Origin of the sequence: Rhizobium mongolense USDA 1844, from assembly GCF_000419765.1 — a bacterium.
Taxonomy (GTDB): Bacteria; Pseudomonadota; Alphaproteobacteria; order Rhizobiales; family Rhizobiaceae; genus Rhizobium; species Rhizobium mongolense.
In genome coordinates this window covers 395,932-421,982 of record NZ_ATTQ01000004.1, presented here as the reverse complement: position 1 = coordinate 421,982, position 26,051 = coordinate 395,932, and the positions used below count along the sequence as shown (strand labels likewise).

General features: G+C 60.6%; 24 protein-coding genes, 1 tRNA gene and 5 pseudogenes. 12 read left to right on the top strand and 18 right to left on the bottom strand.

Features of this window, described 5'->3' with window-relative positions; genetic code table 11:
* From A3C3_RS46875 to A3C3_RS0110020, 4 genes and pseudogenes are all read right to left on the bottom strand, one after another.
* Positions 1-410 (bottom strand): annotated as a pseudogene (locus tag A3C3_RS46875) (ribonuclease); the annotation flags it as partial.
* Between the two features lie 42 nt (positions 411-452).
* Positions 453-1,466: a DUF3618 domain-containing protein gene (locus A3C3_RS0110030; RefSeq protein WP_022714471.1), complete on the bottom strand. Its 1,014-nt coding sequence runs from the start codon at positions 1,464-1,466 to the stop codon at positions 453-455.
* Positions 1,466-1,882 (bottom strand): phage holin family protein, encoded by a 417-nt coding sequence (locus A3C3_RS0110025; RefSeq protein WP_022714470.1) that lies wholly within the window; start codon positions 1,880-1,882, stop codon positions 1,466-1,468. The genes A3C3_RS0110030 and A3C3_RS0110025 overlap by 1 nt, the downstream gene beginning before the upstream one ends.
* Complete coding sequence (locus A3C3_RS0110020) at positions 1,875-2,438, bottom strand: hypothetical protein (protein ID WP_022714469.1); 564 nt, start codon at positions 2,436-2,438, stop codon at positions 1,875-1,877. The genes A3C3_RS0110025 and A3C3_RS0110020 overlap by 8 nt, the downstream gene beginning before the upstream one ends.
* 394 nt (positions 2,439-2,832) lie before the next feature.
* Here A3C3_RS0110020 and A3C3_RS41385 point away from each other — a divergent pair.
* Positions 2,833-3,111, top strand: a pseudogene (locus A3C3_RS41385) (SDR family NAD(P)-dependent oxidoreductase); the annotation flags it as partial.
* 435 nt (positions 3,112-3,546) lie between these two features.
* Here the strand turns inward: A3C3_RS41385 and A3C3_RS0110000 are convergent.
* The 7 genes from A3C3_RS0110000 to A3C3_RS0109970 all read right to left on the bottom strand — a co-directional run bounded on the left by A3C3_RS0110000 (position 3,547) and on the right by A3C3_RS0109970 (position 10,362).
* A tRNA-Lys gene (locus A3C3_RS0110000) sits at positions 3,547-3,622 on the bottom strand.
* A 127-nt stretch (positions 3,623-3,749) separates the two neighbouring features.
* A complete protein-coding gene (locus A3C3_RS0109995) occupies positions 3,750-4,664 on the bottom strand; it encodes a PhzF family phenazine biosynthesis protein (protein WP_022714466.1) in 915 nt (304 codons plus the stop codon).
* A 64-nt stretch (positions 4,665-4,728) separates the two neighbouring features.
* Positions 4,729-5,475 carry an NUDIX hydrolase gene (locus A3C3_RS0109990; protein WP_022714465.1) on the bottom strand — a complete coding sequence of 249 codons (747 nt, stop codon included), beginning with the start codon at positions 5,473-5,475 and terminating at the stop codon, positions 4,729-4,731.
* The gene (locus A3C3_RS0109985) at positions 5,472-6,584 is read right to left on the bottom strand and encodes an endonuclease/exonuclease/phosphatase family protein (RefSeq protein WP_022714464.1); all 1,113 of its coding nucleotides are present in this window, start codon (positions 6,582-6,584) and stop codon (positions 5,472-5,474) included. The genes A3C3_RS0109990 and A3C3_RS0109985 overlap by 4 nt, the downstream gene beginning before the upstream one ends.
* A gap of 72 nt (positions 6,585-6,656) precedes the next feature.
* Positions 6,657-7,685, bottom strand: a complete 1,029-nt coding sequence (locus A3C3_RS0109980) for an ABC transporter ATP-binding protein (RefSeq protein WP_022714463.1) — start codon at positions 7,683-7,685, stop codon at positions 6,657-6,659.
* Entirely contained in the window at positions 7,673-9,367 is a 1,695-nt protein-coding gene (locus A3C3_RS0109975; RefSeq protein ID WP_022714462.1) for an ABC transporter permease, read from the bottom strand. The genes A3C3_RS0109980 and A3C3_RS0109975 overlap by 13 nt, the downstream gene beginning before the upstream one ends.
* 17 nt (positions 9,368-9,384) lie before the next feature.
* Positions 9,385-10,362: an ABC transporter substrate-binding protein gene (locus A3C3_RS0109970; protein WP_022714461.1), complete on the bottom strand. Its 978-nt coding sequence runs from the start codon at positions 10,360-10,362 to the stop codon at positions 9,385-9,387.
* A 174-nt stretch (positions 10,363-10,536) separates the two neighbouring features.
* On the opposite strand from A3C3_RS0109970, the gene A3C3_RS0109965 reads away from it, so the two are divergent.
* Positions 10,537-11,595, top strand: a complete 1,059-nt coding sequence (locus A3C3_RS0109965; protein ID WP_022714460.1) for an aldo/keto reductase — start codon at positions 10,537-10,539, stop codon at positions 11,593-11,595.
* Between the two features lie 22 nt (positions 11,596-11,617).
* On the opposite strand, the gene A3C3_RS0109960 is transcribed toward A3C3_RS0109965, so the two are convergent.
* Positions 11,618-12,838, bottom strand: a complete 1,221-nt coding sequence (locus tag A3C3_RS0109960) for an aminotransferase-like domain-containing protein (protein ID WP_022714459.1) — start codon at positions 12,836-12,838, stop codon at positions 11,618-11,620.
* A 169-nt stretch (positions 12,839-13,007) separates the two neighbouring features.
* Between A3C3_RS0109960 and A3C3_RS48130 the strand changes: the two are divergent.
* From A3C3_RS48130 to A3C3_RS0109950, 3 genes and pseudogenes are all read left to right on the top strand, one after another.
* Positions 13,008-13,216, top strand: a pseudogene (locus A3C3_RS48130) (AbrB/MazE/SpoVT family DNA-binding domain-containing protein); the annotation flags it as partial.
* Positions 13,217-13,327 (top strand): annotated as a pseudogene (locus A3C3_RS46870) (type II toxin-antitoxin system VapC family toxin); the annotation flags it as partial.
* The gene (locus A3C3_RS0109950) at positions 13,327-13,881 is read left to right on the top strand and encodes a class I SAM-dependent methyltransferase (RefSeq protein WP_022714457.1); all 555 of its coding nucleotides are present in this window, start codon (positions 13,327-13,329) and stop codon (positions 13,879-13,881) included. The pseudogene A3C3_RS46870 and the gene A3C3_RS0109950, both read left to right, overlap by 1 nt.
* 55 nt (positions 13,882-13,936) lie before the next feature.
* On the opposite strand, the gene ilvC is transcribed toward A3C3_RS0109950, so the two are convergent.
* The 3 genes from ilvC to A3C3_RS0109935 all read right to left on the bottom strand — a co-directional run bounded on the left by ilvC (position 13,937) and on the right by A3C3_RS0109935 (position 16,685).
* Positions 13,937-14,956 (bottom strand): ketol-acid reductoisomerase, encoded by a 1,020-nt coding sequence (ilvC, locus tag A3C3_RS0109945; protein ID WP_022714456.1) that lies wholly within the window; start codon positions 14,954-14,956, stop codon positions 13,937-13,939.
* Between the two features lie 50 nt (positions 14,957-15,006).
* Complete coding sequence (locus A3C3_RS0109940) at positions 15,007-15,672, bottom strand: TetR/AcrR family transcriptional regulator (protein ID WP_027508917.1); 666 nt, start codon at positions 15,670-15,672, stop codon at positions 15,007-15,009.
* Between the two features lie 104 nt (positions 15,673-15,776).
* Positions 15,777-16,685, bottom strand: coding sequence for an AraC family transcriptional regulator (locus tag A3C3_RS0109935; protein WP_022714454.1), 909 nt, complete (start codon positions 16,683-16,685; stop codon positions 15,777-15,779).
* Between the two features lie 267 nt (positions 16,686-16,952).
* Here A3C3_RS0109935 and A3C3_RS43475 point away from each other — a divergent pair.
* Together A3C3_RS43475 and A3C3_RS0109925 are read left to right on the top strand one after the other, a co-directional pair.
* Positions 16,953-17,323 (top strand): annotated as a pseudogene (locus tag A3C3_RS43475) (VOC family protein).
* 529 nt (positions 17,324-17,852) lie between these two features.
* Positions 17,853-18,899 carry an NAD(P)-dependent alcohol dehydrogenase gene (locus A3C3_RS0109925; RefSeq protein WP_022714452.1) on the top strand — a complete coding sequence of 349 codons (1,047 nt, stop codon included), beginning with the start codon at positions 17,853-17,855 and terminating at the stop codon, positions 18,897-18,899.
* 35 nt (positions 18,900-18,934) lie between these two features.
* Here the strand turns inward: A3C3_RS0109925 and A3C3_RS0109920 are convergent, their stop codons facing one another.
* Together A3C3_RS0109920 and A3C3_RS0109915 are read right to left on the bottom strand one after the other, a co-directional pair.
* Positions 18,935-20,200, bottom strand: coding sequence for an NAD(P)/FAD-dependent oxidoreductase (locus A3C3_RS0109920; protein WP_022714451.1), 1,266 nt, complete (start codon positions 20,198-20,200; stop codon positions 18,935-18,937).
* Between the two features lie 90 nt (positions 20,201-20,290).
* Positions 20,291-20,755 carry an Lrp/AsnC family transcriptional regulator gene (locus A3C3_RS0109915; protein ID WP_028739539.1) on the bottom strand — a complete coding sequence of 155 codons (465 nt, stop codon included), beginning with the start codon at positions 20,753-20,755 and terminating at the stop codon, positions 20,291-20,293.
* Positions 20,756-20,912: 157 nt separating this feature from the next.
* Here A3C3_RS0109915 and A3C3_RS0109910 point away from each other — a divergent pair, with 157 nt between their 5' ends.
* The 4 genes from A3C3_RS0109910 to A3C3_RS0109895 all read left to right on the top strand — a co-directional run bounded on the left by A3C3_RS0109910 (position 20,913) and on the right by A3C3_RS0109895 (position 24,587).
* Complete coding sequence (locus A3C3_RS0109910; protein WP_022714449.1) at positions 20,913-21,632, top strand: aspartate/glutamate racemase family protein; 720 nt, start codon at positions 20,913-20,915, stop codon at positions 21,630-21,632.
* A 65-nt stretch (positions 21,633-21,697) separates the two neighbouring features.
* Positions 21,698-22,615 carry a bifunctional helix-turn-helix transcriptional regulator/GNAT family N-acetyltransferase gene (locus A3C3_RS0109905; RefSeq protein WP_022714448.1) on the top strand — a complete coding sequence of 306 codons (918 nt, stop codon included), beginning with the start codon at positions 21,698-21,700 and terminating at the stop codon, positions 22,613-22,615.
* A gap of 61 nt (positions 22,616-22,676) precedes the next feature.
* Positions 22,677-23,294 carry a TetR/AcrR family transcriptional regulator gene (locus A3C3_RS0109900; protein ID WP_022714447.1) on the top strand — a complete coding sequence of 206 codons (618 nt, stop codon included), beginning with the start codon at positions 22,677-22,679 and terminating at the stop codon, positions 23,292-23,294.
* A gap of 81 nt (positions 23,295-23,375) precedes the next feature.
* Positions 23,376-24,587 carry an MFS transporter gene (locus A3C3_RS0109895; protein WP_028739538.1) on the top strand — a complete coding sequence of 404 codons (1,212 nt, stop codon included), beginning with the start codon at positions 23,376-23,378 and terminating at the stop codon, positions 24,585-24,587.
* Positions 24,588-24,595: 8 nt separating this feature from the next.
* Here the strand turns inward: A3C3_RS0109895 and A3C3_RS0109890 are convergent, their stop codons facing one another.
* A complete protein-coding gene (locus tag A3C3_RS0109890; RefSeq protein ID WP_022714445.1) occupies positions 24,596-25,012 on the bottom strand; it encodes a winged helix-turn-helix transcriptional regulator in 417 nt (138 codons plus the stop codon).
* A 115-nt stretch (positions 25,013-25,127) separates the two neighbouring features.
* On the opposite strand from A3C3_RS0109890, the gene A3C3_RS0109885 reads away from it, so the two are divergent.
* Positions 25,128-26,015, top strand: a complete 888-nt coding sequence (locus A3C3_RS0109885; protein ID WP_022714444.1) for an NmrA family NAD(P)-binding protein — start codon at positions 25,128-25,130, stop codon at positions 26,013-26,015.
* Positions 26,016-26,051 lie beyond the last annotated feature (36 nt).

Here is a 26,051-nt window from a genome sequence, read left to right as displayed (position 1 = left end):
ATGCGATCGGCGATGAGATCGAACGCGCCCGGCGGAAGCAGTCCTGACAGTTCCCGGAGGTGGCCAGCCATGGTGGCCGGATCTGCAATCAGCCCGTAAAGCGCGACGAGTGCCGACAGCGAGGGGAACAGACCCAACAANAGGTAGAACGTCACTCCGGCTGCNATGAGTGTCACACGATCATCGATGACTTCGTGAACCACCCGCCAAAAGACATCGCGCAGGCCCTTCACAGGTATCGCCTCGGGGACGCTTGCGTCCCTTCCTCGACCAGCCTCGAGCTCAGTCTCCACTGATCCGTCTGGCGTGTCTCCATGCGTGCCCTTCAGTGCGACGAGTACGCCGCCCGCCACGACAAAGAGGGCCGCGACGCTCGACAGCTTGATGTGCGGACCAAGGGGTACGGGCAGTTCCTTTTCAGCGGGGTGTGATGGCGGGCTTGGCAACGCTTCTTACGGGGATTGCGGTTCCCCCTTACTCACCCCTGATTTGAACGCGTCGGCCTCCTCGACCACCCGAGCCTTGGCGGCATCGTGAACGTCGGCCGCGGCGGAAACAGCCCTGCCATAGACGTCGGACGCGATCTCCGTTCCTTGATCCATCATCGAAGACGCCTGGGCCGCAACCGTGTCTTTTGCCGCGTCGGCGGCTTCGCCGAGATACTCGTCTTCGGCCTCGGTATGCGGCAACGCCGCCCCGATCGCCGCGCCCACTGCAAATGCGAGAGCGCCGCCGACAAGCGGTTGGTCGCGGAAGTGGGTTAGAATGGCGTCGTTCAATCTGCTCGCCTGCTCTTGCATGCTTGTTCCTGCCGAAGCGGATCGCTCCGAGATCGAGCTGGCGGCATCCGACGCGCGCGTTCCGATATTGCTCGCGGTGTCTTTGACTTGAGCCCATGTTTTTGAAGCCCATCCCGACGCAGCGTCAAACATCGCCCCCGTCTCGTCGGCGATCTGCTCGATCTGCCTGCCGGTGGCATCCGCAAAGCCGCGGTACGTCTTTCCCGCGTCGTCGATGAAATGCCCGGCGCGGCGTCCGGCATCGTCGGTCAGGGCCTTCAGCCGTTTGCCTGAGGCGTCGGCGAAATGGCTGTAGCGGACACCGTTTTCGCTCTCCGGCGGGCCGATGCGCCGCACAGCTCCCTCGACCTGATAAAGGGGGTAGTCATTATCCAAATCGGCGCCTGATGCGGTGGCAGACGAAGACGGAGCTTGCTGCTTTGCCATGAGCCAAGCCAGGCTGACGCCCATCAAGGCGACCGGCACCGGATTGTCCTTCAAAGCCTGGCCGAGATTTCTGACGTACTCGCCCCCACCGCTACTCCTAGCGTAAGCGAGGACTTCGTCGATGAGCTGTCCCGGCGACATGCGTTCCTGGATGACGTCTATGCGATCTCCAATGCGCTGGCGATCGGCGTCGATCTCTCGCTGGAGGTCGGAGGAAGTCTTTTCAATCGAGTTGGCCATCAGATCTTCTCCTTCACGGCATCGACGTCGCGGCGCAGCGATGCCGTCGTGCGATCAAGCTTCAAGTTGCTTCCGCGCAGTGCGCTCAATCCTCGTGACACCATCGCCCAGGCGATCACTGCAATGATGAGGCCGACGATGAGCGCGGCAAGGGCGCTGGCGTTCGGTTGCGTCATGCCTTGGCCGACCAAAAAGGATGCAAGGCCACCGACGAGCGCGCTCAGAAGCACGCCGACGGCGCCGATGGCGAGCACTACGCCAACAATTAGAACCTCGATGCCGCTCAGTGCCTGTGTGAGTTTTTCGGACGCCTCGGTCTTCGCAAGGTCGATTTCTTTGCGCAGAAGCCCTGTCACATCGGCGACGAGTCCGCCCACCAGTTCGGAGAGCGGAGTGTTTTCGGATGAGTTAGCCATTTGCCGGCCCTCCGCTCTTCAAGGAGGACTCTTGGGTCGCCTGAGGCGCGCGGCGGGAACCCGCACTCGTGGATCGATTTGCCGAGGCGGTTAGAAAGCGGCTGGCCGCCAGCCCTGCCAATGCCGCGATGCCAAGGAACGCCAGTGGCTGCTTGCGTCCGAAGTCCTCGGCCATCGTTGCTACTTCGCCAAGGTCCCGGCCCTCCATCTGCTTTGCGAAACTTTGCACGCTACTCCCGATCCGCCTGGCGTATCGACCGACTTCGGGCTGGTCGGACCTTTCGAGCTCCGAGCCGACCTTTTCGAGAGCGCTTGCGATGCCGCCGACGTGACGGGCTGCAAAATTTGTCTGCTCGGAGATGGAGTCCTTCACCTTGACGACCGCGGCGTCGGCGCCTTCTTTGATGGTGTCGCGTGCAGCGCTGAGATCCTCGGCGACCTTGTCCTTAAGATCGCCCAGCGGTGCTGGGCTTGTCGCCGGTGGATTCGGCCCGCCGCTGTGTGACGGCGGTTGGAAGGGCGGCGCTGCCCCGCCTCCTGAAAACTCGTTTGACATTGAAGCCTCCCATGCATGGTTGACGGCGGCTGCCGCATCTCACGAACCATCGATTGGAATATTTGTTCCTCTCCGGTGATATGGTTCGTGGAACCTCTCGCCTGCGATCGTTGTTGTAAGGCAGATCCTGCGGATGGCCGCGTTCAAGCTGGTAGCGAACTCAGTGGATGAGCCGTTCCAATGCTGTCCGTCACAAAGTCGTCGTGGAGCCCCTGGCGCAGTCGGTGTGGCGGTCGAGAGTCGAAAAAGGGGCGGTCAAGGAACCGTTGTCGGCTCGCGGTGTTCCGCCCACCATAACGGTAACTTGGAGAGAACGACGATGCCCAACGACGCGCGCCGACCCACGCCACCCTACCCCGTGCAGCATTAGGAACCACCGGGGAAGACCGCCGCGATGCAGCCGGTTCCAGATCACGGGGAACACTCCTACAACGGCAGCGGAAAGCTGGAAGGCAAGGTCGCTCTGATTACCGACTCGGATTCCGGTATCGGGAAGGCCGTGGCGATCGCGATCGCGTTCGCGCGAGAGGGAGCGGACATTCTCATTTGAACGAAGACGAGGATGCCAAGGACACGGCAAAAATGGATCGAGGAAGCCGGCGGCAAGGCTGTCGTCGTCCCCGGCGATATCAAATCGGAGGAGCACTGCAAGGCTCTGGTTGAGCACGCCGTTGCGAAAAGAACCCCGCAGAGGCGGCGCAGGCTATGGAAGGGAAGATCGCGCGGCTTTCCAAGGCAAAGGAAGGAGCAAAAGAGCAAACCACACCACGCGATCCCAACGGCTAGAACAGTGAAAGCATTGCAAAGGTTCCAGTGCGGCAGCGTACCGATCATAATCGGCTTAGATGAGGTCGGATAGCGCCGCCAAACTTCCGATGACGCCGGCAATCGCGCCAAGCATAGCCAGCGCTATCAGCAGGCACATTCCCCACCCTGATTCGCGCGGATCGCTTTGATCTTCCGACCTCACACTCTGTTGAGGGCGGAACAAAAAAGAACGTAAAAACAGATACTTACCCCGCGTGATCTAATGGTGATCCCGAGGGGTGCCTGTTCCCGTTGCTGACTGAGGAAGCCAGCCTAACGCATTGATATCTATCAAGGTAAATGGTGGGTGATGTAGGGCTCGAACCTACGACCCGCTGATTAAGAGTCAGCTGCTCTACCAACTGAGCTAATCACCCGTTCGCGCGCTTGGCTGCGCGGTGTGACGGGGCGTATAAACAGGATCGCAGGCCTTGTCCAGCGCCCGGCGGAAAATTCTTTGATTAATTTCGAAGATTTTTCTGCATGGCTGAAATGGGAATGAAATCAAAGGTCGAGCGTACCCGTGGCAAGGCGCACCGACTGCCCGCCGATCCGGGCATTGGAGATGGTGCCGGCCTCGACGTCGACATGCAGGTGGATGAAGGATGGCCGCCCCATCTCCACCCCCTGTTCAATCGTGATCGGATGATGACCGTCCGGCAGCCGGTCGAAATGGTGGATCGCTCCCGAAAGTGCCGCGACGGCGGAGCCGGTTGCGGGATCCTCGGATATCCCCATGTCGCTTGCAAACATGCGCGCGTGGAACTTCGCCGAATGGTTCACGCCGGCGCGGCAGTAAATATAGGCCGACGCCAGTGAACCGTCGACGAAGGGCACGGTCTGTTCAAAGAGCTGCGGATCGAATTCCAGCCGTTTTGCAACCCCGACATCGTGGACCGGCACCAGCAGGAAAGGAACGCCGGCGCTCCAGATCGAGGGCACGTGATTTTCAAAACCAATCTCCGTCACCTTAAGCGACAGCGCATTGGCGATGCCGAGTTTATCGAGCGGCATATTGATCTGCTGCGATTTCCGCGGAAGATCGAATTCGGCAAAGCTCACCTCGCCCCTCCGCAGCCGGACCGCGCAGCGCACCGGCCCGACATTTTCCTCCAATACCGAGACGAGATCGAGCGTCATGTCACGGCCGTGCGCCTCTTCGGCAAGGGCAATCGCCGTGCCGACGGTCGGGTGGCCGGCGAACGGCAGTTCGCGGCCCGGCGTGAAAATCCTGAGCTTGGCTGTATAGGCTGGATTTGCCGAGGGGCATACGAAGACTGTCTCGGAGAGATTAATCTCGCGGGCGATCGATTGCATAGCCTCGTCGCTCAGATCGTCGCCGTCAAAGATGACGGCCAGCGGATTTCCGGCGAGTTTGCGGTCGGTGAACACGTCATAGACGCTGTAGCTGCGCGCCACATCGGCCTCCTTAATCAGTCATCGAACTTGCAACCTGCCCGACCGGCGAAACGAGTGCAAGATATTAGCCCTCGTTTGTATTAGCGAAATACCAATCGATGATCGGAAGCATGGCGACGTTATAGGGATGGGCGGAGTGATCAGCAGAACGGATCGCAACCGCTCCGGCAATTTCCTTGTCCTCGGCAACGAGCATATGGGCCGCGATCCGCTCAATCATTTCGTCCGCAGCCAGGTCGAAACGGAACAGCCGGAACACGGTGACCGTGCGGCGGAAATGGCTGGCGTAGTAGGTGGTATCCGGCGTTGCATCGCGAAGTTCCATGCCTGTCTCCTCGAGCACTTCGCGCCGCATATTGCTCTCTACGTCGCAACGGCCGCCGGCGATATCGTCGAGGTCCAGCGAGCCGGCGGCGCAATAGACCTGACCGGCATTTGCCGTATGTGCGCCCATGCGCACGGCGATGATCGCGCCATCTGACGAGACCATGATGCCGAAGGCAAAAAGGTGGATGCCGCCGCGGCGCTCGGCCTGCTTGCGCCACCACAGAAAGGTGGAGAAGGGAATGATGTGACCCCTGCCCGCTATACCGCCATCATTCAAGGCAAGCTGATGCTGAAACACCATACGACCATCGAAAAGCTCCGGTTTAGCCGAGATCTCGCGCTTCCAGTTCTCGCCCGCGAGTACTGCATTCTGCAGATGATAAGGATGCTCGCCCGACAGCACGCAAAGGTCGATAGAGGCGACAGGAAAAACAGTCTTCTCCGGCGGCCAGCCGGTAAAGTCATCTGAAAATGCAAGACTCATATCAAATCCAGTGTCATGACGACGGGGCAATGGTCGGAGGCTTTCGGCCGATCCCAGCCGGTGCGCGGATAGCGCTCCACTTCCTGGCCGGGAGGAAAGATCGTGCGGAAAGGCTGACCGTTGCGGATGATCTCCGGCACCCGGCCGGTGTTCGCTTTCGCAAGCGCCGGCGAGAGCCAGAGATAGTCGAGCTGGCAAAGCCACTGCTCTTCCGGTCCCCGCGCGTGATAGAGCGTCCAGCGGTCGAGCGGATCGCGGCGGCGCGCGACATTTTCGGCAAAGCCGTCATGGCTGAACACGTCGAGCGCGCTTTCGGTCTCGTCGGTGTGTTGGAAACGGTATCCGCTGCGACGCACACCGATGACGTTGACGCGCTCCTGGTAGTCGTTCATATCGCCGCAGATCACGAAATTCTTCCTGGCGGTATGTCCGGCGCCGAAACGGCTCTCGACAATCCGGCGCACGGCCAGCGTCTCCGCCCGACGGACGGGCATGGTTGCCTGCCGGCTGCTGACGCCGTTGGTGCGCGGCCCATCCATCGACTTGAAATGCACGACATAAAGCGTCAGCGGCACACCGCCGATCGCGAGATCGAGCTCCAGGCAGTCGCGCTTGAAGATCTTGTCGTCGATGCGATTGGTGAGCGCCAATTGATCGTTGAACAGATCGAGATCGCGATAGGTGAGCATCGCGTGGCTCTTGATCTCCTTCAGTTCGATCTTCTGGCCGTCGTGCGTTTCCTCGCGCATGAGGACTGCGACATCGATGCCCCGGCTGTCATTACCCTTGACCAGATACTTCTGCCGGTAGCCGGTTCCCACCATCCGGAAAAGATATCCGTACTCGAAGGCCTGCAGCGCCCCCATGCTGTCGATTTCCTGCAGGCAGAGAATGTCCGCATCGGCATCGGCGATCGCAAGCGCCGTCATCTGACGTGTATCGTCGGTCGAGGCGACGACCCGCGCTTGCTCGAGCTGCTGATAGACGCCTTCGCTCTGTATCTCAAAAAGCTTGATGACGCGGTCCTGGCGCAGTTGGTTGCGAAAACCGGTGAAATCGAAACGCGTCATCAGGTTTTCGACGTTGAATGTGGCAATGCGAAGCGACATCGAACATTTCCGGTTGGCATTACGTCATTTGTAGAGACGAAAGAGGCATTCGGGAAGGCAGCGAGACGGAAATCAGAGCCGCCATGCCGAACGGATCGCAATCTTCAGCGCATCGCCCGCCTGCACCGCCGTGCGGCTGAAGGCGCGCAGCATCTGGCCGTCCGCCAGGGCGAGTTTCAGCGCATAACGCTCGCCTTCATAGAGAACCGATTCCACCGTGGCTGGAATGCCCCCGCCGCCGAGCAGGACGTCTTCCGGGCGCACGAGCATATCGATCGGCGGCCCCTCGTCCGGTTGATCTAGAATGATAGCCTGCAGCGCATTCCAATCGAAATTTCGCTTATCACCGCCAGGGGACCGCATAGTCAGGATCGCCCCTCGCCCGATCAATCCGCCGACCATCCGGCCTTCCGGGCGTGCATATATCTCGGCAGGCGGCGCGACCTGCAGCAGGTGGCCCTCCGACATCACCGCGACGTCCGTTGCAAGCGCCATGGCCTCACTCTGGTCATGCGTCACATAGATCATGGTGGCGCCGGAACGCAGGTGAAACTCGCGGAAACTCTCTTCCATCTCCTGCTTCAGGTGCCGGTCGAGATTGGCGAGCGGCTCGTCGAGCAGAACCACATCTGGCGATGTCACCAGGCAGCGCGCCAGCGCCACGCGCTGGCGCTGGCCGCCGGAGAGGTCGGCCGGACGCCGCTCGGCATATTCCGCAAGCCGCACCGTCGAAAGGGCGTCCCGCACCTTCCGGCGATAGGCTTCGCCCGCAATGCCGCGTACCTTCAACGGATAGCCGACATTATCGGCGACATTCATATGCGGCCAGAGCGCGTAGGACTGGAAGACCATCGCCATGTTTCGGCGCTCGGGCGGCAGGGATTGCGACGCGTCGGCAAGCAGCCGCTCGCCGAGATGGATCGAGCCGTCGGTCGGCGTCTCGAAACCTGCAATCATTCGCAGCACCGTCGTCTTGCCGCAGCCGGAGGGACCGAGCAGCGCCAGGAATCCACCTTCGCGCACGTCGAGCGAAAGCCCGCTCACCGCTGGTTTTCCAGTGCCAAAATCCTTACCGACATGATTGAGGATCAGCTTCGCCATGGCACCACTCCCTTGGGCAGCCGCTTTGCCAGCACTTCCAGAAGCAGCATCATGACGATGACCATCAGGACGATAAGCACGGAAAGCGCAGACGCCAGATCCGAACTGCCGCTGTCATCGAGATTGTAGATCGCCACGCCAAGCGTCTGGGTGCCCGCAGACCAGAGCAGCGCCGAAATCGTCAGTTCGTTGCAGGCAATGAGAAAGACGAGGACGACGGAAGCGCCAGCCGCAGGCGCAATCAGCGGCACGATGATATCCCTCAGCCGGCGGAAGAAGCCTGCGCCGGAAAGCCGCGCTGCCTCCTCCAGCGCCGGATCGAGCTGATGGAACGCGCTGACGACCGGCTTCAAGCTGACAGCAAAGAAGCTCGAGAGGTAAGCGATCAGGATGATCCAGATCGTGCCGTAGAGCGTGACGTTGAGAACCGGCAGCGGCGCGGCGAAGACGAGGATGAAGCAAACTGCGATGACGATGCCCGGCAGCGAATAGGGTATCTCGATCAAACTTGATACAGCGCGCGAAATCGCATCTCTGCGCCGCGTCAACGCATAGGCCGACAGAACAGTCACCAGCAGGAGACACGTAGCCGTTCCGGCCGCAAGAGAAAGCGAATTGACGAAGGCCGAGCGCGTCACCGCCTGGCGAAAGACGATTTCATGAAAAGCGTTGAAGGACATGGTCTTGAAGGTCAGCGGCACGCCATAGGCCGGCACCAACGCGCCGGCGAGCAGCGCGAAGAAAGGTGCTGCCAGCATGAAGAACAAGATGACCCAAAGCAGCGGCGCAAACAGATATTTCCAGTCGCCGAGATCGAAGGTGGCAGTTGCACCCGAAAGGCCAAGCACGCGATAGTCTCGGCCGCGCAAGGCCCGATCCTGGATCGCAAGCCCGACGACGGAGATAATCGCGATGATGGCCGACAGCAGTGCGACTTCGCCGAACGTGCGGCTGGTGAAGGCCGAGAATTTCGAGAAGATCAGCGTCGGTAAGGTGTAGATCGAGGCAGGGATGCCGAGGATCGCCGGGATACCGAAATTGCCGGTGCAGGAGACAAAGGAGATCGCCGCACCCGCGACGACACCGGGCAATGACGGTGGCAGGACGATATCGCGAACGACACGAAAGCTGGATGCGCCGGAAAGCCGCGCGGCCTCGACGCCGTCGCGCGGCAGCGCCATCAGCCCGGCCCTCAGCGCCAGATAGACGAGCGGCGCGTGCTGTACGCCATAGAGCAGCGCAATACCGCCGACCGAATAAAGCGGCTGTGGGGAGCCGAGCGGCGGCGCGATATGCAGCGCTTTGAGAAGCGGGCTCGACGGGCCGGACATCTGCACCCAGGCAAGAGCCGTCACCTGCGGCGGGATCATCATCGGCAGCACGAAGAGGAAGCTCAACAGCCCCTTCCCGCGAATATCCGTCAGTGTCAGGAGAAATGCGAAAACGCAGCCGATGACGAGTGAAATCACCGTGCCGAGGATGGCGGTCACGATCGTGTAATAGGTGGCCGACCAGAGTGCGGGATCGGCAAGCACGGCAGACACGCCGCCATTTGCCAACGCGGCAATGCCTGCAACGGCAAGCCGCGCCAAGGGCAGCGCGCTGAGGATCAGAACCACCAGAATGATGAAGGGAAACAGCCAGGCCGGCTGGCTGCTTCCCGCACGAACATATCCCTGCATCGGGTATCCGGTTGTGATCAGTTCGAACCGTAGATGCCCGAGAAGGTCTTCAGATCCTGATCGGTATTCTTCAGCGCTTCGCCAGCCTTGATCGGCAGCAACTTGATGCTGTCGCGTGCCGGGAAGCCTTCCGGCAGCTTCATACCGTTGCGGGCCGGAATATAGCCGAGCTTCAGGAAGCCTTCCTGACCTTTTTCGGAAAGCACATAATCGACGAAATTTTTCGCCGCTTCGGCGTTCTTGGTGCTTGCCAGAATGCCGACAGGCTCGGTCACGGCCGAAACACCCTCTTTCGGGAAGACGAACTCGACGGGTGCACCCTTTGCCTTCTCGCGGATCGGCATATAGTCGACGACCATGCCATAGGCCTTTTCGCCCGAGGCGACCGACTTCATGACAGCGCCGTTGCCGCCGGCAGCTATGGCGCCGTTTGCGGCAAGCGCCTTGTAGTAGTCCCAGCCGAGGCCCTCGACTGCAGCCAGCGTCTGGGCGTGGATGAGCGCGGCACCCGAGGTCAGCGGGCTCGGCATGGCAACGAGGCCTTTGGCTTCAGGCTTCGTCAGGTCCTTCCAGCTCGCCGGCTTCATCGAGGCCGAGGTATTGTACATGATGCCGGTGGTGATCAGCTTCGTTGAATAGTAGTAGCCGTCAGCATCATAGAGAGCGGCGTCGTAGTTTGCGGCTTCCGGCGACTTGTAGGCGAGCAGCTTGCCGGCTTCCTTGAGGCGCTCCAGCGTCACCGTATCGGCGATCAGCAGCACGTCGGCAACCGGGTTGCCGGCTTCGATCTCGGCCTGCAACTTCGCCATGATCTTCGGCGTGCCGTCGCGCACCCAGTCGACCTTGACGTCCGGATTTGCGGCCATGAAGCCATCGACCGTCGCCTGGGCGTCCTCGTTCGGTTGGCTGGTATAAAGCACGAGATTGGCAGCCTCAGCCGGAACGGAAACGAGACCGGTAGCCAGCAATGCGGCAAAGATGGAGAACTTCTTCATGGCATTTCCCTCATGATGAACATGACGGTTCCATAGAGAGGCCGAATAACATGATTGTGACAGTCGGCTATGGGCCTCCGCGAATACCGGCGCGAGCCGCACTTGACCGTGACCGTACCCCGCTATTTTCTAACCCGCGTTTCTTTTTTTGATTTTGAATTTGGGAGATGAGCAATGGAATATCGTCTGCTTGGCCGCTCGGGCCTCAAGATTTCGACCGTGACCATGGGCACGATGACCTTCGGCGGCATGGGCTGGGCGAAGATGGTCGGCGATCTCGGCGTTTCCGAAGCCCGCCGCCTTGTCGATCTGTGCCTCGATGCGGGCGTCAACCTGATCGACACCGCCGATGTGTATTCGGCCGGCGTCTCGGAGGAAATTCTTGGCGAAGTCCTCGGCGGCAAGCGCAAGAACGGCGTGCTGATCGCGACCAAGGCGCGCTTCCCGATGGGCGATGGCCCGAACGATGCGGGCTCCTCGCGTCAGCACCTGATCGCGGCCTGCGAGGCAAGCCTCAAGCGCATGAAGACCGATGTCATCGATCTCTACCAGCTTCACGAATGGGACGGCCAGACGCCGCTCGAAGAAACGATGGAGGCCCTCGATACGCTCGTGCGCCAGGGCAAGGTGCGCTATGTCGGCTGCTCGAACTTTTCAGGCTGGCACATCATGAAGGCGCTCGGCATTAGCGAAAGGGACAAGCGCCAGCGCTTCGTAAGCCAGCAGATCCACTATACGCTCGAAGCCCGCGACGCCGAATACGAGCTGCTGCCGGTCAGCATCGATCAGGGGCTCGGGGTTCTCGTCTGGAGCCCTCTGGCGGGTGGTCTCCTCTCCGGCAAGCATCGCCGCAATCAGGCCGCTCCGGAAGGCACCCGTCAGTTCGCCGGATGGACAGAACCACCGATCCGCGACGAAAACCGCCTCTGGAATATCGTCGAGACGCTGGTTGCGATCGCCGAGAACCGCTGCGTATCGGCCGCGCAGGTTGCGCTTGCCTGGCTGATCGGCCGCAAGGCCGTGACCTCCGTCATCATCGGCGGGCGCACCGAAGCGCAGTTCAAGGACAACCTCGCCGCTACCGAACTGAAGCTGACGGAGGAGGAGCGTAGGCGCCTCGACGACGTCAGCCTGCCGCCGGTGATCTATCCTTATTGGCACCAGCTCAATACGGCGAGCGACCGTCTGAGTGAGGCGGACATGGAATTGTTCGCCCCGCACCTCAAGAAATAGGGTTCTAAGGGATCGGCAGCGCTCAGCCGCCGATTTCCTTTGCGATCAGCTTGCCGAGGCGGCCGATGCCTTCCTCGATCATGACGTCGTTGGCGCAGGAAAAACTGACCCGGATCGTGTTTTCGCCCGAGCCGTCGGCAAAGAAGGCCCTGCCGGGAACAAAGGCGACTTTGGCGGTCTCGATCGATTTGGCAAGCAGCGCCGCACCGTCCATGCCCTTCGGCAGCGTGATCCAGATGAACATGCCGCCTTCCGGCTTCGTCCAGGTGATACCGGCTGGCATATGCTTGGCAAGTGCGGTCAGCATCGCGTCGCGGCGGTGGCTGTAGGCCGCCTTGATCTTTGCGACCTGCGCATCGAAGCCGCGCTCGGCGACCTGGGTGATCGCCATTTGGTTGATCGTCGAGGAATGCAGGTCAGCAGCCTGCTTCATCAGCACCAGCTTGCGGATAACCGGCGCGTTGGCGACGACGAAACCGACGCGAAGACCGGGCGCCAGCGTCTTCGAGAAGCTGCCGCAATAGATCGTGCGTGTGTTGTCGATATGCCCCTTCTTGGCGATCTCCAGCGCGAGGATCGGCGGGATCGGCTCGCCGTCATAACGCAGCGACTGATAGGCGGCATCTTCGATAACGGCGATATCGAGTTCTTCCGCAAGTTCGAGTACCTTTTCACGGCCCGCGCGATCGACGGTCTCGCCGGTCGGGTTCGAGAAGTCTGCCGAGAGATAGGCGAACTTCACCTTGCCGCCGGTCTGGGCGGCGGTGGCGCGGTAGGAATCCGGCGTGCGGTTGCCATTCGGCGTCAACTGATCGTAAGACGGCTCGTATGCATTGAAGGCCTGCAACGCGCCGAGATAGGTCGGCCAGGTGACGAGCGCCGTATCCTTAGGCGACAGGAAGAGCTTGCCAAGATAATCGAGGCCCTGCTGCGAACCCGAAACGATGAAGACGTTGTCGAGCTCGCAGGGGATATCGAGCGCCGCCATCTGCTTCACCAGCCATTCGCGCAGCGGCTTGTAACCTTCGCTCACCGAATACTGCAACGCCGAACTGACTGCCGCACTATTGAAAATATCGGCATAGGCCGCCTGGAACTCCTTGTCGGGAAACAGCGCCGGATCCGGAATGCCCCCGGCAAACGAAATGATGTCCGGCTGATCGAGAAGCTTCAGCAGCTCGCGGATTTCCGATGCCCGCATGCGCGACGATCGCGTCGCAAACATATTCTCCCAATTCAACATGGGCATTTCCTCATATTTTCTATAGCCGCAACCAGACCACGCAGCGACATTTATGTCAACAATACTGACCTATTTTCTTGTCATGGTGACAAGTTTCAGGTCTTGTATTCGAAAGCTGCAAGCACAGGAATAGCGAGACAAAGGAAATCGAGCGGCTCTTGACCAATCGATGCTATGTTCTTTGCCTCATGGATATTGCGAAATTTCAGATTCCATTCCCAAGGAAGTCCGCGACCAACAACATAGGTCGGTCGGACAGGAATTCGTCTTTATCCCGAAAGGAAAGGGCGCATTGCTGATGCCCGTGCCGGAATTGAACGATCTCCGCGGCCCTCCCGAAGGCATCCAGAGAATTACCGCGACAGAAACGACCGCTTTGATGCCGATGCCATCATCTATGCGACGGCAAAACTTCACGATGCCGATATTTTAACGCTGGACGCTCACTTCAAAGATTTGGAGCGTACCGTTTATTTCGAGAAAGCTTGATGACGCGCTCATTCTATGACGAAAACGCCGACGTCTATGCCTCGCGGAACCGCAAGCTGCCGACGGCGCGACTCGACGCGTTTCTCTCCGCCCTACCTTCCGGCGCCCGCATCCTCGAACTCGGTTGCGGCGGTGGACACGATAGTGCCTATATGCTCTCCAAAGGCTTCGACGTGATGGCGACGGCCAAGCAAGCTGAAAAACTGATCGGCAAGCCCGTGAAAGTGATGCGCTTCGAGGAGTTGGAAGCCAAAAACGAATTCGACGGCGTCTGGGCCGAGGCCAGCCTGCTGCATGTGCCGCGAAAAGACTTGCCCGCTGTGCTAGCCCGTATCCGCCGGGCGCTGAAGGATGGTGGCGCGCTCCATGCAAGCTTCAAGGCGGGAACGGCAGAGGGACACGACGGCTTCGGCCGGTATTATAACTACATTTCGGCGGCCAATCTGTCCGAATTGTTGATGGCCGGCGGCTGGCGGAACATCACCATCGATGAAGCCGATGGCAGCGGCTACGACGAAAAGCCGACGCGCTGGCTTCACCTGCGAGCACAATAATGAAAGGGCCGGAGCTTCCGCCCCGGCCATTCCAATTCCAGCAGTCAGGACGCGCTTAGTTCACGCTCTTGTCGACCAGCTTGTTTTTGCCGATCCATGGCATCATGCCGCGGAGCTTCGCGCCGACTTCTTCGATCTGGTGCGAGTCGTTGACGCGGCGGATGCCCTTGAAGCGCGAGCCGCCGGCGCGGTATTCCTGCATCCATTCCGACGTGAACTTGCCGGTCTGGATGTCTTTCAGGACGCGCTTCATTTCGGCCTTGGTTTCTTCAGTGATGATGCGCGGGCCGGTGACATATTCGCCCCACTCGGCCGTGTTCGAGATCGAGTAGTTCATGTTTGCGATGCCGCCTTCATAGATCAGGTCGACGATCAGCTTCACTTCATGCAGGCACTCGAAATAGGCCATTTCCGGAGCGTAGCCGGCTTCAACCAGCGTTTCGAAACCAGCGCGGATAAGCTCGACGAGACCGCCGCATAGAACGACCTGTTCGCCGAAGAGGTCGGTTTCGCATTCCTCGCGGAAGTTGGTCTCGATGATGCCTGAACGGCCGCCGCCGACGCCGCAGGCGTAGGAGAGAGCGAGTTCAAGCGCATTGCCGGACGCGTTCTGATGAACGGCGACGAGGCAGGGAACGCCGCCGCCCTTCTGGTATTCGCCGCGAACCGTGTGGCCCGGGCCCTTCGGCGCGATCATGACGACGTCAACAGAAGCCTTCGGCTCGATGAGGCCGAAGTGGACGTTGAGGCCGTGTGCGAAAGCAATCGCAGCGCCGTCGCGGATGTTGGCAGCGATTTCGGACTTGTAGATATCGGCCTGCAGCTCGTCAGGCGTCGCCATCATCATCAGGTCGGCCCACTTGGCGGCTTCTGCAACCGTCATGACCTTGAAGCCATCGGCTTCGGCCTTCTTGACGGTCGGCGAACCAGCCTTGAGCGCGATGACGACGTTGCCGGCGCCGCTATCCTTTAGATTCAGCGCGTGGGCGCGGCCCTGCGAACCGTAGCCGATGACGGCGACCTTCTTGGACTTGATGAGGTTGAGATCGGCATCACGATCGTAATAGACGCGCATTTGAAGTTCCTTCCCTTTTGCTTGTCGTGTTGATGGTAGAACAGCGGAACTCAGCTCAGCGCCGGCATTTCCGCCAAAACCTTCTCCGTGCCGTAGAGCCGGAGGAAAGCAGTCACCGCCCTCTCCGCCTGCCGCGCGGTATCCTTGAGACCCGGCTCGCCGAGCAGCATGCGCACATGCAGGTCAGAGACGATCAGGCCGTAAAGCGTGTGATAGGCCTCGTCGGCATCATAAAAGCGCAGTAGCCCTGCCCGCTTGCCCGCATCGATCAGCGCCATGGCGCGGCGGTCGATCTGGCGGCGGCCGCGCTCCAGAAGGAGCTTGCCGAGCTTCGAGCCGTCGCGATGCGACTGGCCGATCGCCAGCCTGTTCAGCGCCAGCGAAACATCGCCGGCCAGAACCTCCAGCAGGTCGCGTGCGAAGAGGACGACATGGTCATGCAGGCTCGCCGCCGTCAGCCGTTCGCCATTGCGCTCGAACGTGCGCACCTTGCTGGCCTGATAGGCGATCATCGCCGACAGCAGGCCATCGCGGTCGCCGAACCATTTGTAGAGGCTTTCCTTGGAGCAGTTGGCAGCGCGTGCGACGCCGGACGTCGTCAACGCCTTCTCCCCGCCATCGACAAGGAGCTGCAGCGCCTGCTCCAGAACGGCGTTCTGACGCGGCGAAAATTCGCTGGGCTCCAAGGTTTCGACAGACACGATATGCGCTCCCAAAATACGTACCGTACGGTACGGTTCGTGGATGCTTATTGCGCAGACGCCCTCACCCGTCAAGAGGGGACGAGAGGCGAAGCAAAAATTTTCTGCAGCCGGCCGCTTTATTCGGCAGCGGTCGCCAATCGCTCTGCGTCGACGTCGCGCGCAGGCGAGATGCCGTAGAGACGGCTGTATTCCCGACTGAACTGCGATGGGCTTTGATATCCGACGCGATGCCCGGCCATTCCGGCATCCAGCCGCTCGATCAGCATCAGGCGACGCGCCTCGTGCAGGCGGAGCTGTTTCTGGAACTGCACCGGCGTCAGCGCGGTGACGGATTTGAAATGATGATGGAACGAAGAGACGCTCATGCCTACAAGCTCGGCAAGCGCTTCAATCCTTAAAGGTCTCGCATAATTTTCCCTGAGCCATGCCACGGCGCGGGCAATCCTGTTGCTCTGGCTTTCTGCGAGCGCAATGTTCAAGAGGTGCGGGCCGACAGGCCCGGTCAGCACGCGATAGAGGATTTCCTGCTCGATCAGCGGTGCCATGGCAGCGATATCATTTGGACGGTCAAGCAGGCGCACCAGCCGCACGGCCGCCTCCAGAAGTTCGGGCGGCGCAGCGTTGACCGCCATGCCCCGCAACCCGTCGGTATGCGCCGCCGGACGCGGGATATCGACACGGCGCAGGAGCGCAGCAACCCTTTCGGCATCGATCGCCATTGCAAAGCATAGATGGGGCGCCTCCGGGCTTGCCTCCGTCACGCGCCACGCGACCGGAAGGTCAAGTGACGTCAGAAGATAGTCTCCGGTGCCGTAGTTCAGCGTTTCCGTGCCGAGCCTGACGCTCTTTGCGCCCTGCAGCACCATGGCGACGCAAGGGCGGTAGGCCGAGTGAAAGGGTCCCGCCGGCTTTGAACGGCGACTCAGGAACAGGTTGCCGATGGCCGTCGCGAACTCGCCCTCCCCGGACGTATGGCGCGCCGCGATAGACGCGATTTCCTGATAAGGGTTGAAGGGCAATGTCATGGATAACTCGTTCTGAGATGGTACAGATCCACTTTATAAGCTTCGCGGCTGCATCCTACAAACCCGAAGCCGCATTATCAGGTCTCAGGAAGCAAAGGAGTAGCACGCCATTGCAGGAATGGACCGCTGGGGCAGTTCGGCGTTAGGATCAGCAGTTGCGGCATTCGCGAAACGTCCTATTGTGCCAAGTTGCAAAAGCCTCATGCCGAACTCGCGCTTTGGTCAGTATCCTGTGGCAATGAATTTGAGCCTTTCGAGAGGAAAATGCTGCGTTTTATCAATCCTATTCCTTTCGTTCGCGACATAAATCGCTCGAAGGAATTCTATAACAAGCTGCTCGGTCTGAAAATTATAGAGGACGCCGGAAATTTTGTCCTTTTCGAGTCCGGCTTCGCGATTCATGAGGGACGATCGCTTGAACAAACGGTCTGGCGCCAGACGCGTGACGGAGCCGAATCCTACGGGCGAAGAAACTGGCTTTTGTATTTCGAACATGGCGATGTCGATGACGCCTTTGAAAAGATCGCGCCGCATGTGGAGTTGATCCATTCCGTAGAAGAACAAGCGTGGGGACAGCGGGTCTTCCGTTTTACGATCCGGATGGGCACGCGATAGAAATTGGCGAACCACAGAGCTGAAGAGGAACATTTGACTCTGACCTGTCCGGATTATTCTGACAGGTCAAGTGAACCCTAACTGCGAAGGCAGCCTTCGAAGTGGAGACGCTCGTCGTTTGATACGGCCGCATTTTTATTTGTGATGAGTGCATGCGGCGTGCAACGATTGCATCGCGATAAGGCACCTGATCGGCCGGCCATTGGATAAGGCAACAGTGGAAAGATTGCTCTGCTCAGGCCGGTTCAAGAAACGGTTGAGGGCAAAAGCAACCAACTCCAATCGGTCGCGGAAACGCTTCGGTCCCGCCGGGTTAGTTGGAGGCATATCCCGACAATCTGCGCGGCAACGATTTTCACATGTGAATGTCCGCCAATCATCATCACACCTGAATGACACCGCCGAAACCTGCAACTGCCGGCAATAGCATTTTGCTAGCGGATAGCGGATTTGCAGGATCGTGCAAAAAGCTCGCAGGATCGCTCTAACGCCTCTTTGCAGTTTCGATGCATTGTCCGGCCGTCCAATTCCTCAAATCAAAGGAAGATTCAGATGGCTATTGCAAAAGGCTATGCCGCCACTGACGCGTCAAAACCGCTGGCGCCCTTCACCTTCGAACGCCGTGAACCGAATGACGATGATGTCGTCATTTCCGTCCAGTATTGCGGCGTCTGCCATTCCGATATCCACCAGGCCCGCAACGAATGGGGCAATTCGCGTTACCCGATGGTGCCGGGCCACGAAGTCGCCGGTGTGGTTTCCGCTGTCGGCTCGAAGGTCACGAAGTTCAAGGTCGGAGACCGCGTCGGCGTCGGCTGCTTCGTCAATTCCTGTATCGGCTGTGCCACACGCGATCTCGATTACGAGCATTACTTGCCGGGTCTCACCCAGACCTACAACGACGTCGAAGCAGACGGCGAAACGCCGACCCATGGTGGCTATTCCGACTCGATCGTCGTCAAGGAAGGCTATGTCCTCTCCTTCCCGGACAACATCCCGCTCGATGCCGGCGCGCCGCTGCTTTGCGCCGGCATCACGCTCTATTCGCCGCTTCGTCACTGGAAGGCCGGCCCCGGCAAGAAGGTCGCAATCGTCGGCATGGGCGGTCTCGGCCATATGGGCGTCAAGCTCGGCGCCGCCATGGGCGCGGACATCACCGTGCTCAGCCAGACGCTGTCGAAGAAGGAAGACGGCCTGAAGCTCGGCGCCAAGGACTATTACGCTACCAACGATCCGGAGACCTTCAAGAAGCTCGCCGGCACCTTCGACCTGATCATCAACACGGTCGGCACGGCGATCGACTGGAACGCCTACCTCAACCTCCTGAAGTTCGACGGTTCCATGGTGCTTGTCGGCGTTCCGGAACATGCCGTTCCTGTCCACGCCTTCTCCGTCATCGCCGGCCGCAAGAGCCTTTCGGGTTCAATGATCGGCTCGATCAAGGAAACGCAGGAAATGCTCGATTTCTGCGGCGCGCACAACATCGTCTCCGAAATCGAGAAGATCGCCATCCAGGACATCAACGAAGCCTACGAGCGCGTCATCAAGAGCGACGTGCGCTACCGCTTCGTCATCGACATCGCCTCGCTAGCGGCCTGACAACGCAAAGGCGGCTCACCCGAGCCGCCTTTGCCTTAATTCTCTTCCCGCATGGTTTCCTTCTGGGTGATCAGCCGCGCGCTGTGCTGACCGCTGAGATAGATCCACAGCCAGCTCCAGGCAACGGCAAAGCGCGAGCGCGTCCCGATCAGGAAGTAGATATGGGCAATGCCCCATATCCACCAGGCGATCCACCCCTTCAGCTTGATCTTGCCGAAATCGATGATGGCAGCGCTTTTACCGATCGTCGCAAGGCTTCCCTGATGCCAGTACCGGAAAGGTCCTGGCGCCGGCTTTGCCTGCAGGCGCGCGCGGATGACCTTTGCGACGTAAGCGCCCTGCTGCTTGGCGGCAGGCGCGATCCCTGGCACCGGCTTGCCGTTGTCCTGAACGACGGAAGCCGTATCGCCGATGACGAAGACATCCGGCAATCCGGGTGCGCTCAGGTCTCTTTCGACAATTGCCCGCCCTGCCCGATCGGCTGGAATATCTAGCCATTTTGCCGCAGGCGAGGCCTGCACGCCAGCTGCCCAGACGACCGTCTTGCTGGGAATGAACTTCTCGCCGACTTTCACGCCGGCGGCCGTGCAGTCCGTTACGAATTCGCCGAGATGAACCTCGACGCCGAGCTTTTCGAGCGCCTGCTGCGCATAGGCCGAAAGCTCCTCGGCGAAGCTTGAAAGCACCCGCGGCCCCGCCTCGATCAGCACGACCTTCGCCTTGCGCGTATCGATGTTGCGGAATTCCCGCGGCAGCGTCTTGCGCGCCAGCTCGGCGATGATGCCCGCAAGTTCGACTCCGGTCGGTCCTGCGCCGACGATTGCGAAGGTGAGAAGCGCATCACGCGTGACCGGATCGGCTTCTGTCTCCGCACGCTCGAAGGCGAGCAGCACGCGCCGGCGGATCGTCGTCGCGTCCTCCAGCGTTTTCAGCCCTGGTGCGACGGCCGCCCACTCGTCGCGCCCGAAATAGGCATGCGTTGCGCCGGTGGCCAGAACGAGCGTATCATAACCTAACGTCAATCCGCTGCGTAGCGTCACCTGCTTTGCCGCGGTGTCGACGCCGGTGACTTCGCCGAGCAGCGTCGTAACGTCCGGCCTGTCGCTGTAGAGATGACGGATCGGCCAGGCGATTTCCGATGTCGATAGGATCGTCGTCGCGACCTGATAGAGCAGCGGCTGGAAGAGATGGTGGTTGCGACGATCGACCAGTGTGATCCTTGCCCCCGCACCCTTGAGGCCGTTGACGAATTGTAGCCCGCCGAAACCGCCGCCGACAACGACGACCCGATGATCGCTCATGACATAGCCTTTTCGCTGTTGTGCTGATGCAAATGTCAGCCCTTTACAGGCCGGTTTCAACGGCCGGTTCGGCATAGCTGCTGTGCGATCTTAATCGGCATAGCCGACCGGGATCGCGCTGCCGCTTTTCAATATCTCCATGGAAATCGAAGCCGAGACGTCGAACAGCTCGATCTTGCGGACGATCTGCTTGTAGATGACGTCGTAATGTTCGACGCGCGGCAGCACGATCTTCAGGATGTAATCCTGATTGCCAGTCAGCCGATGGGCCTCGACGATCTCCGGAATGCCGCTGATCGCCCTGCGGAACGTCTCGATCCATTCGTCGGAATGATGCGCCGTCTTGATCAACGCAAAGACCGTGGTCGGCACGCCCATCTTTTCGCGGTCCAGCACGACGATGCGTCGCGCGATGTGGCCGCTTTCCTCAAGGCGCTGGATGCGGCGTGAACAGGCCGAAACCGAAAGCGCGACGCGCTCGGCGAGATCGCTGACGGAAATGCCGGCATCGGCCTGGAGCAGGTCGAGAATCTTTCTATCGCGATCATCAAGCATTGCCATTTCTTTAATTGACGCCGATTTTTTGCACATTACCGAAATTCTGCGCAAACTGACAGCCCGTTACTGCAATCAACGTCAAAGAATGCAAACATTCGGCGCAGTGATTGAGGCATCCTTTGCGCGTCGGAAATCAGAAAGCAGGAGCGTGGAAATGCAGACAATCGGCCTGATCGGCGGCATGAGCTTTGAAAGCTCGGCGGTCTATTATCGTCTGGTGAACGAGATGGTGCGCGAACGCCTTGGCGGTCTCGCATCGGCCGAACTCGTCATGCACTCCGTCAATTTCGAAGAGATCGTCGCCATGCAGAAGGCCGGCGACTGGGACGGCGCTGCAGCACGCCTCGGCGATGCAGCTCTTCGCCTGGAGGCCGCCGGCGTCCGCTGCGTTCTCATCTGCACCAATACCATGCACCTGATCGCCGAGCAGGTGGCGTCGCGCCTCTCGGTTCCGCTGATCCATATCATCGACGAGACGGCGAAGTCGCTCAGGGCAGCCGGCCGCAAGCGTCCGCTGCTACTCGCAACGCGCTACACGATGGAGCATGGCTTTTACACAGACCGCATGAAAGGCCTGGGCGTCAACGTGACGGTCCCGGACGCAGCCGACCGCACCATCGTTCACGACATCATCTTCAACGAGCTTTGCGCCGGAAAGGTGCTCGACAGTTCGCGGACGAAGCTGATGGAAATCATCGAACGCGAACGCGCCAAAGGCGCCGACAGCATCATTCTCGGCTGCACCGAGATCTGCCTCATCCTGGACCCCGGCAAGCTGCCTCTGCCCGGCTTCGACACCACGGCGATCCATGCAAAGGCGGCTGTTGATTTTTCAATCGGCAAGGAACGGAGCGAGGAAACAGAAGCAGCATAACATGCAGTTTACTTGATTAAGTCAATTAATTGCAGGACAAAGTCTCCTATCAGGAGATTTTGTCCATGCCCGATTCCTCCCTTATCGATGCCGCCCGCGACTTCAATCGCTTTTACACGAACTTCCTCGGCGTGCTGAACAAGGCCTATCTCGACTCGCCTTTCACGCTGACGGACGCACGGGTGCTGTTCGAGATCGGCTCGCACGACGGGATCAGCGCCGTCGCGCTCGTCCGCGACCTGCATCTCGATCCCGCCTATCTCAGCCGCATTCTGAAGCGCTTCCGCAGCGACGGTCTCATCGAGACGAAGGCCGATCCCGCCGACCTGCGCAGCCAGATCATCACGATCACCGGCAAGGGAGGAGAGCAATTGCAGGAACTCGGCCGCCGCTCGAATGTGCAGATCGCCGAACGTTTCGATGCGCTTGCCCTTGGCGAGCCGCAAAGCGTCGTCAAGGCGATGCAGACCATCCGCTCGCTGCTCGACCCGGGCGTCAAACCGTCCCCCCCGGTCATCCGCGCACATAGACCCGGCGATATCGGCTGGATCGTGCAGAGCCAGGGCAAGGCCTATGCCGAGGAATATGGCTGGGACATGCGCTTCGAGGGCCTGGTGGCCGAGGTCGCCGGCAAGTTCCTGGCGGGCTTCGATCCGGCGATGGAATATTGCTGGATCGCCGAGCGCAATGGCATCAACGTGGGGTCTATCCTTGTGACGAACGGAGGCGACGGCGTTGCCAAGCTTCGCCTCCTCTATGTCGACGAGGCCGCGCGCGGTCTTGGTCTCGGCAAGACGCTGGTCGACGAGTGCATTCGCTTCGCGCGGACGAAAGATTACCACCAGATATCGCTCTGGACCAACGAAGTTCTGCACGCCGCACGCAGCATCTATGTCAAAGCCGGTTTCCGTCTTGTCTCCGAAGAGAGACACCGCATGTTCGGGCCGGAGGAAAACGGCCAGACCTGGGTTCTCGACCTCTGATTTGTCGTGTCGCAAAAGTTTCGCTTGATTTGGAAACGATCATTTCCTAATTAGGTGAGCCATGACGACGGCAACCCTCGATGACAAAAGCCGATCCCGCGGCAGGCCACGCGAATTCGACATGGACGCCGCGCTCGACAAGGCGCTCTGCGTCTTTTCCGAGCGCGGCTACCACGCAGCCTCGATCAGCGAATTGACGGACGCGATGGAGCTTACCTCCGGCAGCGTCTACAAGGCCTTCAAGGACAAGCGCGGCATCTTTCTTGCCGCCTTTGACCGGTACCGCGCCGTGCGCCGCGGCCTGCTTGATGAGCGCCTGGACAGGGTAGAGACCGGCCGCGACAAAATCCGTGAAATCCTGCGCTTTTACGCTGCGTCATCGCACGGCGACATCGGCCGTCGGGGCTGCCTCGTCGTCGGAAGCGCCAACGAGCTTGCGATCTTCGACGAGGAAGCTGCAGAGCGCGTCGCCGCTGCTTTTGCCGCCAACGAGGACTTGCTGCTGGACCTCATCCGGCTCGGCCAGTCCGACGGCTCGATCCCGAAAACGCTGGAAGCGGTCACGGCCGCCCGCGCCCTGCTCTGCCTGACGAAGGGCATGCGCGTCGCCGGCAAGACCGGCCGCCGCGAGGACGACATGACCGCCGTGGCGGACGCCGCCATAAAACTTCTCGACTGACAGCGCTTCGCCCGCAACAAGCGGGTGGCGCAGAACGACTTCAAGACCGATCCTCCCCAGATCAGCATATCGGAGTTTTTCATGAGCATTTCAACTGCAACGAACGAGACCGCTATCCCCCGGGCGATCTCGCCTTTGATGACATTCCTTTTCGCGGCCGCCTGCGGCCTCGTCGCCGCCAATCTCTATTACGGCCAGCCGCTGGCCGGCCCGATCAGTGCCGATCTCGGCTTCACGCCGGCAGCCACGGGCTTGATCGTGACGCTGACCCAGATCGGCTACGGTCTTGGCCTGCTCCTCATCGTGCCGCTCGGCGACCTGCTCGAAAACCGCCGCCTCGTGCTGATGCTGATCCTGGTATCGGCAGTCGCGCTCATCGGCGCAGCGCTCTCCTCAACGCCCGCCCTGTTCCTGCTGGCCTCGCTCTGTATCGGCCTCTCTTCGGTCGCCGTGCAGGTTCTGGTGCCTTTCGCCGCCCATATGGCGCCGGATGCGATGCGCGGCCGTGTCGTCGGCAACGTCATGAGCGGCCTTCTCTGCGGCATCATGCTGGCCCGCCCCTTTGCGAGCTTCATCGCCGAAGCCTCGTCGTGGCACATGGTCTATTACATCACCGCGGTCGTCACGGTCGGGCTGGTCCTCATCCTGCGCGCAAGTCTGCCGGTTCGCGTCCCGCACACGAAGCTCGGCTACGGCGCACTGCTTGCCTCGATGCTGCACCTTGCGATGACCTCCCGCATCCTGCAGCGGCGCGCGCTCTATCAGGCCGGCATGTTCGGTGCCTTCAGCCTGTTCTGGACGACGACGCCGCTTTTGCTTGCAAGCCCGGCTTCTTTCGGCCTGAGCCAGAACGGTATCGCGCTCTTCGCGCTCGCCGGCGCTGCCGGTGCCGTCGCCTCACCGATTGCCGGACGCCTGGCCGATCGTGGGCTGACGCAGGTCGCTTCGGCCTTTGCCATGCTGCTCGGCATGGTGGCCTTCGTCATCGGCCATTTCGCCGCCGACGGCTCACTGACCGCGCTCATCCTGCTCACGGCAGCAGCGATCCTTCTGGATTTCGGCGTGACGACCAACCTGGTCTGCGGCCAGCGCGCGATCTATGCGATCAGCGCCGACCATCGCAGCCGTCTGAACGGTCTCTACATGGCGACCTTCTTCGCCGGCGGCGCTCTCGGCTCGGCGCTCGGCGGCTGGGCTTATGCGGCCGGTGGATGGACGGTGACAGCCTGGATCGGCTTCTGCTTTCCGGCTTTCGCCTTCCTGCTCTTCCTCACCGAGGGGCGCGGCAAGTAAGCCGCGCCTCAACCTTCAGCGGTATCGAAGCGGGCGCGGGCGTCGCGAACGGCGTCATGATTTGCTTCCGCCCAGTTCAACAGCAGCGCCAGCGTGGCGTAAAGCGAGCGTCCGAGTTCGGTGACCCGGTATTCGACGCTCGGCGGCTTCGTCGGAAACACCTCCCGCTCGATGTAGCCTTCGCGCTGCAGGTCGCGCAGCGTCTGCGTCAGCATCCTCTGCGAGATATCCGGTATCTTCCGCCGCAGCTCGCCGAAGCGGTAGGGCCGCGCGGCAAGCGCTTCCAAAAGCAGCGTCGACCACTTGCCGCCGATCTGCTGCATCATGTCCCGGACAGGACAATTGCCGAAATCGAGACTTCCGAGATCGATCTCCCGGCGGATGCCGGGGGCCGGCTTGCTCTTCAGATTGACGATAGCGCTCATAACGGGATGGTTCCCTTTTGGTAACGTAGAGCGGAAAAACTGCCTTCTTTACAGCTCGAAGTCAATTCCTATTTTAGAGCTGCTCTCTTTTTGAGACCACCATAGAGGAAGACCTATGAGCGAAACGATTCTCGTCACCGGCGCGGCCGGCCAGCTTGGCCGGCGCGTCATTCATCACCTGCTCGAAACCTACAAGGTTCCGGCCCGAAGCATCATCGCCGCCACCCGCGACCCGGCAAAACTCGCGTCGCTCGCCGCCAAGGGCGTGGCCACCCGCAAGGCCGACTTCGACGATACGGCAAGCCTCGACGCCGCTTTCAAGGACGTCGATCGCCTGCTGATCATCAGCACCGACGCGCTCGCCGTCCCCGGCCAGCGTCTGACGCAGCACAGGGCCGCGGTGGAGGCTGCGGCGAAAGCCGGCGTGAAGCACATCGCCTATACCTCGATGCCCTCGCCGGACAAGTCGCTCGTGACTTTCGCGCCGGACCACCTCGGCACCGAGAACGCCATCAAGGCTGCCGGCATTCCCCACACGATCATCCGCAACGCCTGGTATTTCGACAACTATCTACACGGCATGCCGCATAACCTGCAGTCCGGCAGCTGGTACACGGCGAGCGGCGACGGCAAGGTTTCCAATATCTCCCGCGAAGACTGCGCATTGGCAATCGCCGCCGCCCTCGCCTCCGGAACTGGCGAGAGCGCGACCTACACGCTGACGGGCAGCCAATCGCTGACCGCCGACGAGATCGCCGCCGGCATCGCCGCGGCTGTCGGAAAGCCCTTGCAGGCGGTCAAGGTCAGCGATGAGCAGCTCGGCCAGGGCATGCGCGGCGCAGGCCTTCCCGATTTCGTCGCCGACATGCTGGTCTCAGCCGACGCCAACATCCGCGCCGGCAACTTCGACCTCCTCACAGAGGACTTCCGGGCGCTGACCGGCAAGCAGACGCAGAAGCTCGAGGACTTCTTCGTTGCAAACAAGGCGGCTCTGCTGACGTAAGCTTTGATTTCTGCCTTCGTCAAGTCAGTTGATGGG

Excerpts from the sequence above, each read along its gene's own strand:
- A3C3_RS0110030 (WP_022714471.1), bottom strand. The coding sequence starts at position 1,466 with ATGGCCAACTCGATTGAAAAGACTTCCTCCGACCTCCAGCGAGAGATC.
- A3C3_RS0110025 (WP_022714470.1), bottom strand. The coding sequence starts at position 1,882 with ATGGCTAACTCATCCGAAAACACTCCGCTCTCCGAACTGGTGGGCGGA.
- A3C3_RS0110020 (WP_022714469.1), bottom strand. The coding sequence starts at position 2,438 with ATGTCAAACGAGTTTTCAGGAGGCGGGGCAGCGCCGCCCTTCCAACCG.
- A3C3_RS0109990 (WP_022714465.1), bottom strand. The coding sequence starts at position 5,475 with ATGAGTCTTGCATTTTCAGATGACTTTACCGGCTGGCCGCCGGAGAAG.
- A3C3_RS0109985 (WP_022714464.1), bottom strand. The coding sequence starts at position 6,584 with ATGTCGCTTCGCATTGCCACATTCAACGTCGAAAACCTGATGACGCGT.
- A3C3_RS0109980 (WP_022714463.1), bottom strand. The coding sequence starts at position 7,685 with ATGGCGAAGCTGATCCTCAATCATGTCGGTAAGGATTTTGGCACTGGA.
- A3C3_RS0109975 (WP_022714462.1), bottom strand. The coding sequence starts at position 9,367 with ATGCAGGGATATGTTCGTGCGGGAAGCAGCCAGCCGGCCTGGCTGTTT.
- A3C3_RS0109970 (WP_022714461.1), bottom strand. The coding sequence starts at position 10,362 with ATGAAGAAGTTCTCCATCTTTGCCGCATTGCTGGCTACCGGTCTCGTT.
- A3C3_RS0109965 (WP_022714460.1), top strand. The coding sequence starts at position 10,537 with ATGGAATATCGTCTGCTTGGCCGCTCGGGCCTCAAGATTTCGACCGTG.
- A3C3_RS0109960 (WP_022714459.1), bottom strand. The coding sequence starts at position 12,838 with ATGTTGAATTGGGAGAATATGTTTGCGACGCGATCGTCGCGCATGCGG.
- A3C3_RS0109950 (WP_022714457.1), top strand. The coding sequence starts at position 13,327 with ATGACGCGCTCATTCTATGACGAAAACGCCGACGTCTATGCCTCGCGG.
- ilvC (WP_022714456.1), bottom strand. The coding sequence starts at position 14,956 with ATGCGCGTCTATTACGATCGTGATGCCGATCTCAACCTCATCAAGTCC.
- A3C3_RS0109935 (WP_022714454.1), bottom strand. The coding sequence starts at position 16,685 with ATGACATTGCCCTTCAACCCTTATCAGGAAATCGCGTCTATCGCGGCG.
- A3C3_RS0109925 (WP_022714452.1), top strand. The coding sequence starts at position 17,853 with ATGGCTATTGCAAAAGGCTATGCCGCCACTGACGCGTCAAAACCGCTG.
- A3C3_RS0109920 (WP_022714451.1), bottom strand. The coding sequence starts at position 20,200 with ATGAGCGATCATCGGGTCGTCGTTGTCGGCGGCGGTTTCGGCGGGCTA.
- A3C3_RS0109915 (WP_028739539.1), bottom strand. The coding sequence starts at position 20,755 with ATGCTTGATGATCGCGATAGAAAGATTCTCGACCTGCTCCAGGCCGAT.
- A3C3_RS0109910 (WP_022714449.1), top strand. The coding sequence starts at position 20,913 with ATGCAGACAATCGGCCTGATCGGCGGCATGAGCTTTGAAAGCTCGGCG.
- A3C3_RS0109905 (WP_022714448.1), top strand. The coding sequence starts at position 21,698 with ATGCCCGATTCCTCCCTTATCGATGCCGCCCGCGACTTCAATCGCTTT.
- A3C3_RS0109900 (WP_022714447.1), top strand. The coding sequence starts at position 22,677 with ATGACGACGGCAACCCTCGATGACAAAAGCCGATCCCGCGGCAGGCCA.
- A3C3_RS0109895 (WP_028739538.1), top strand. The coding sequence starts at position 23,376 with ATGAGCATTTCAACTGCAACGAACGAGACCGCTATCCCCCGGGCGATC.
- A3C3_RS0109890 (WP_022714445.1), bottom strand. The coding sequence starts at position 25,012 with ATGAGCGCTATCGTCAATCTGAAGAGCAAGCCGGCCCCCGGCATCCGC.
- A3C3_RS0109885 (WP_022714444.1), top strand. The coding sequence starts at position 25,128 with ATGAGCGAAACGATTCTCGTCACCGGCGCGGCCGGCCAGCTTGGCCGG.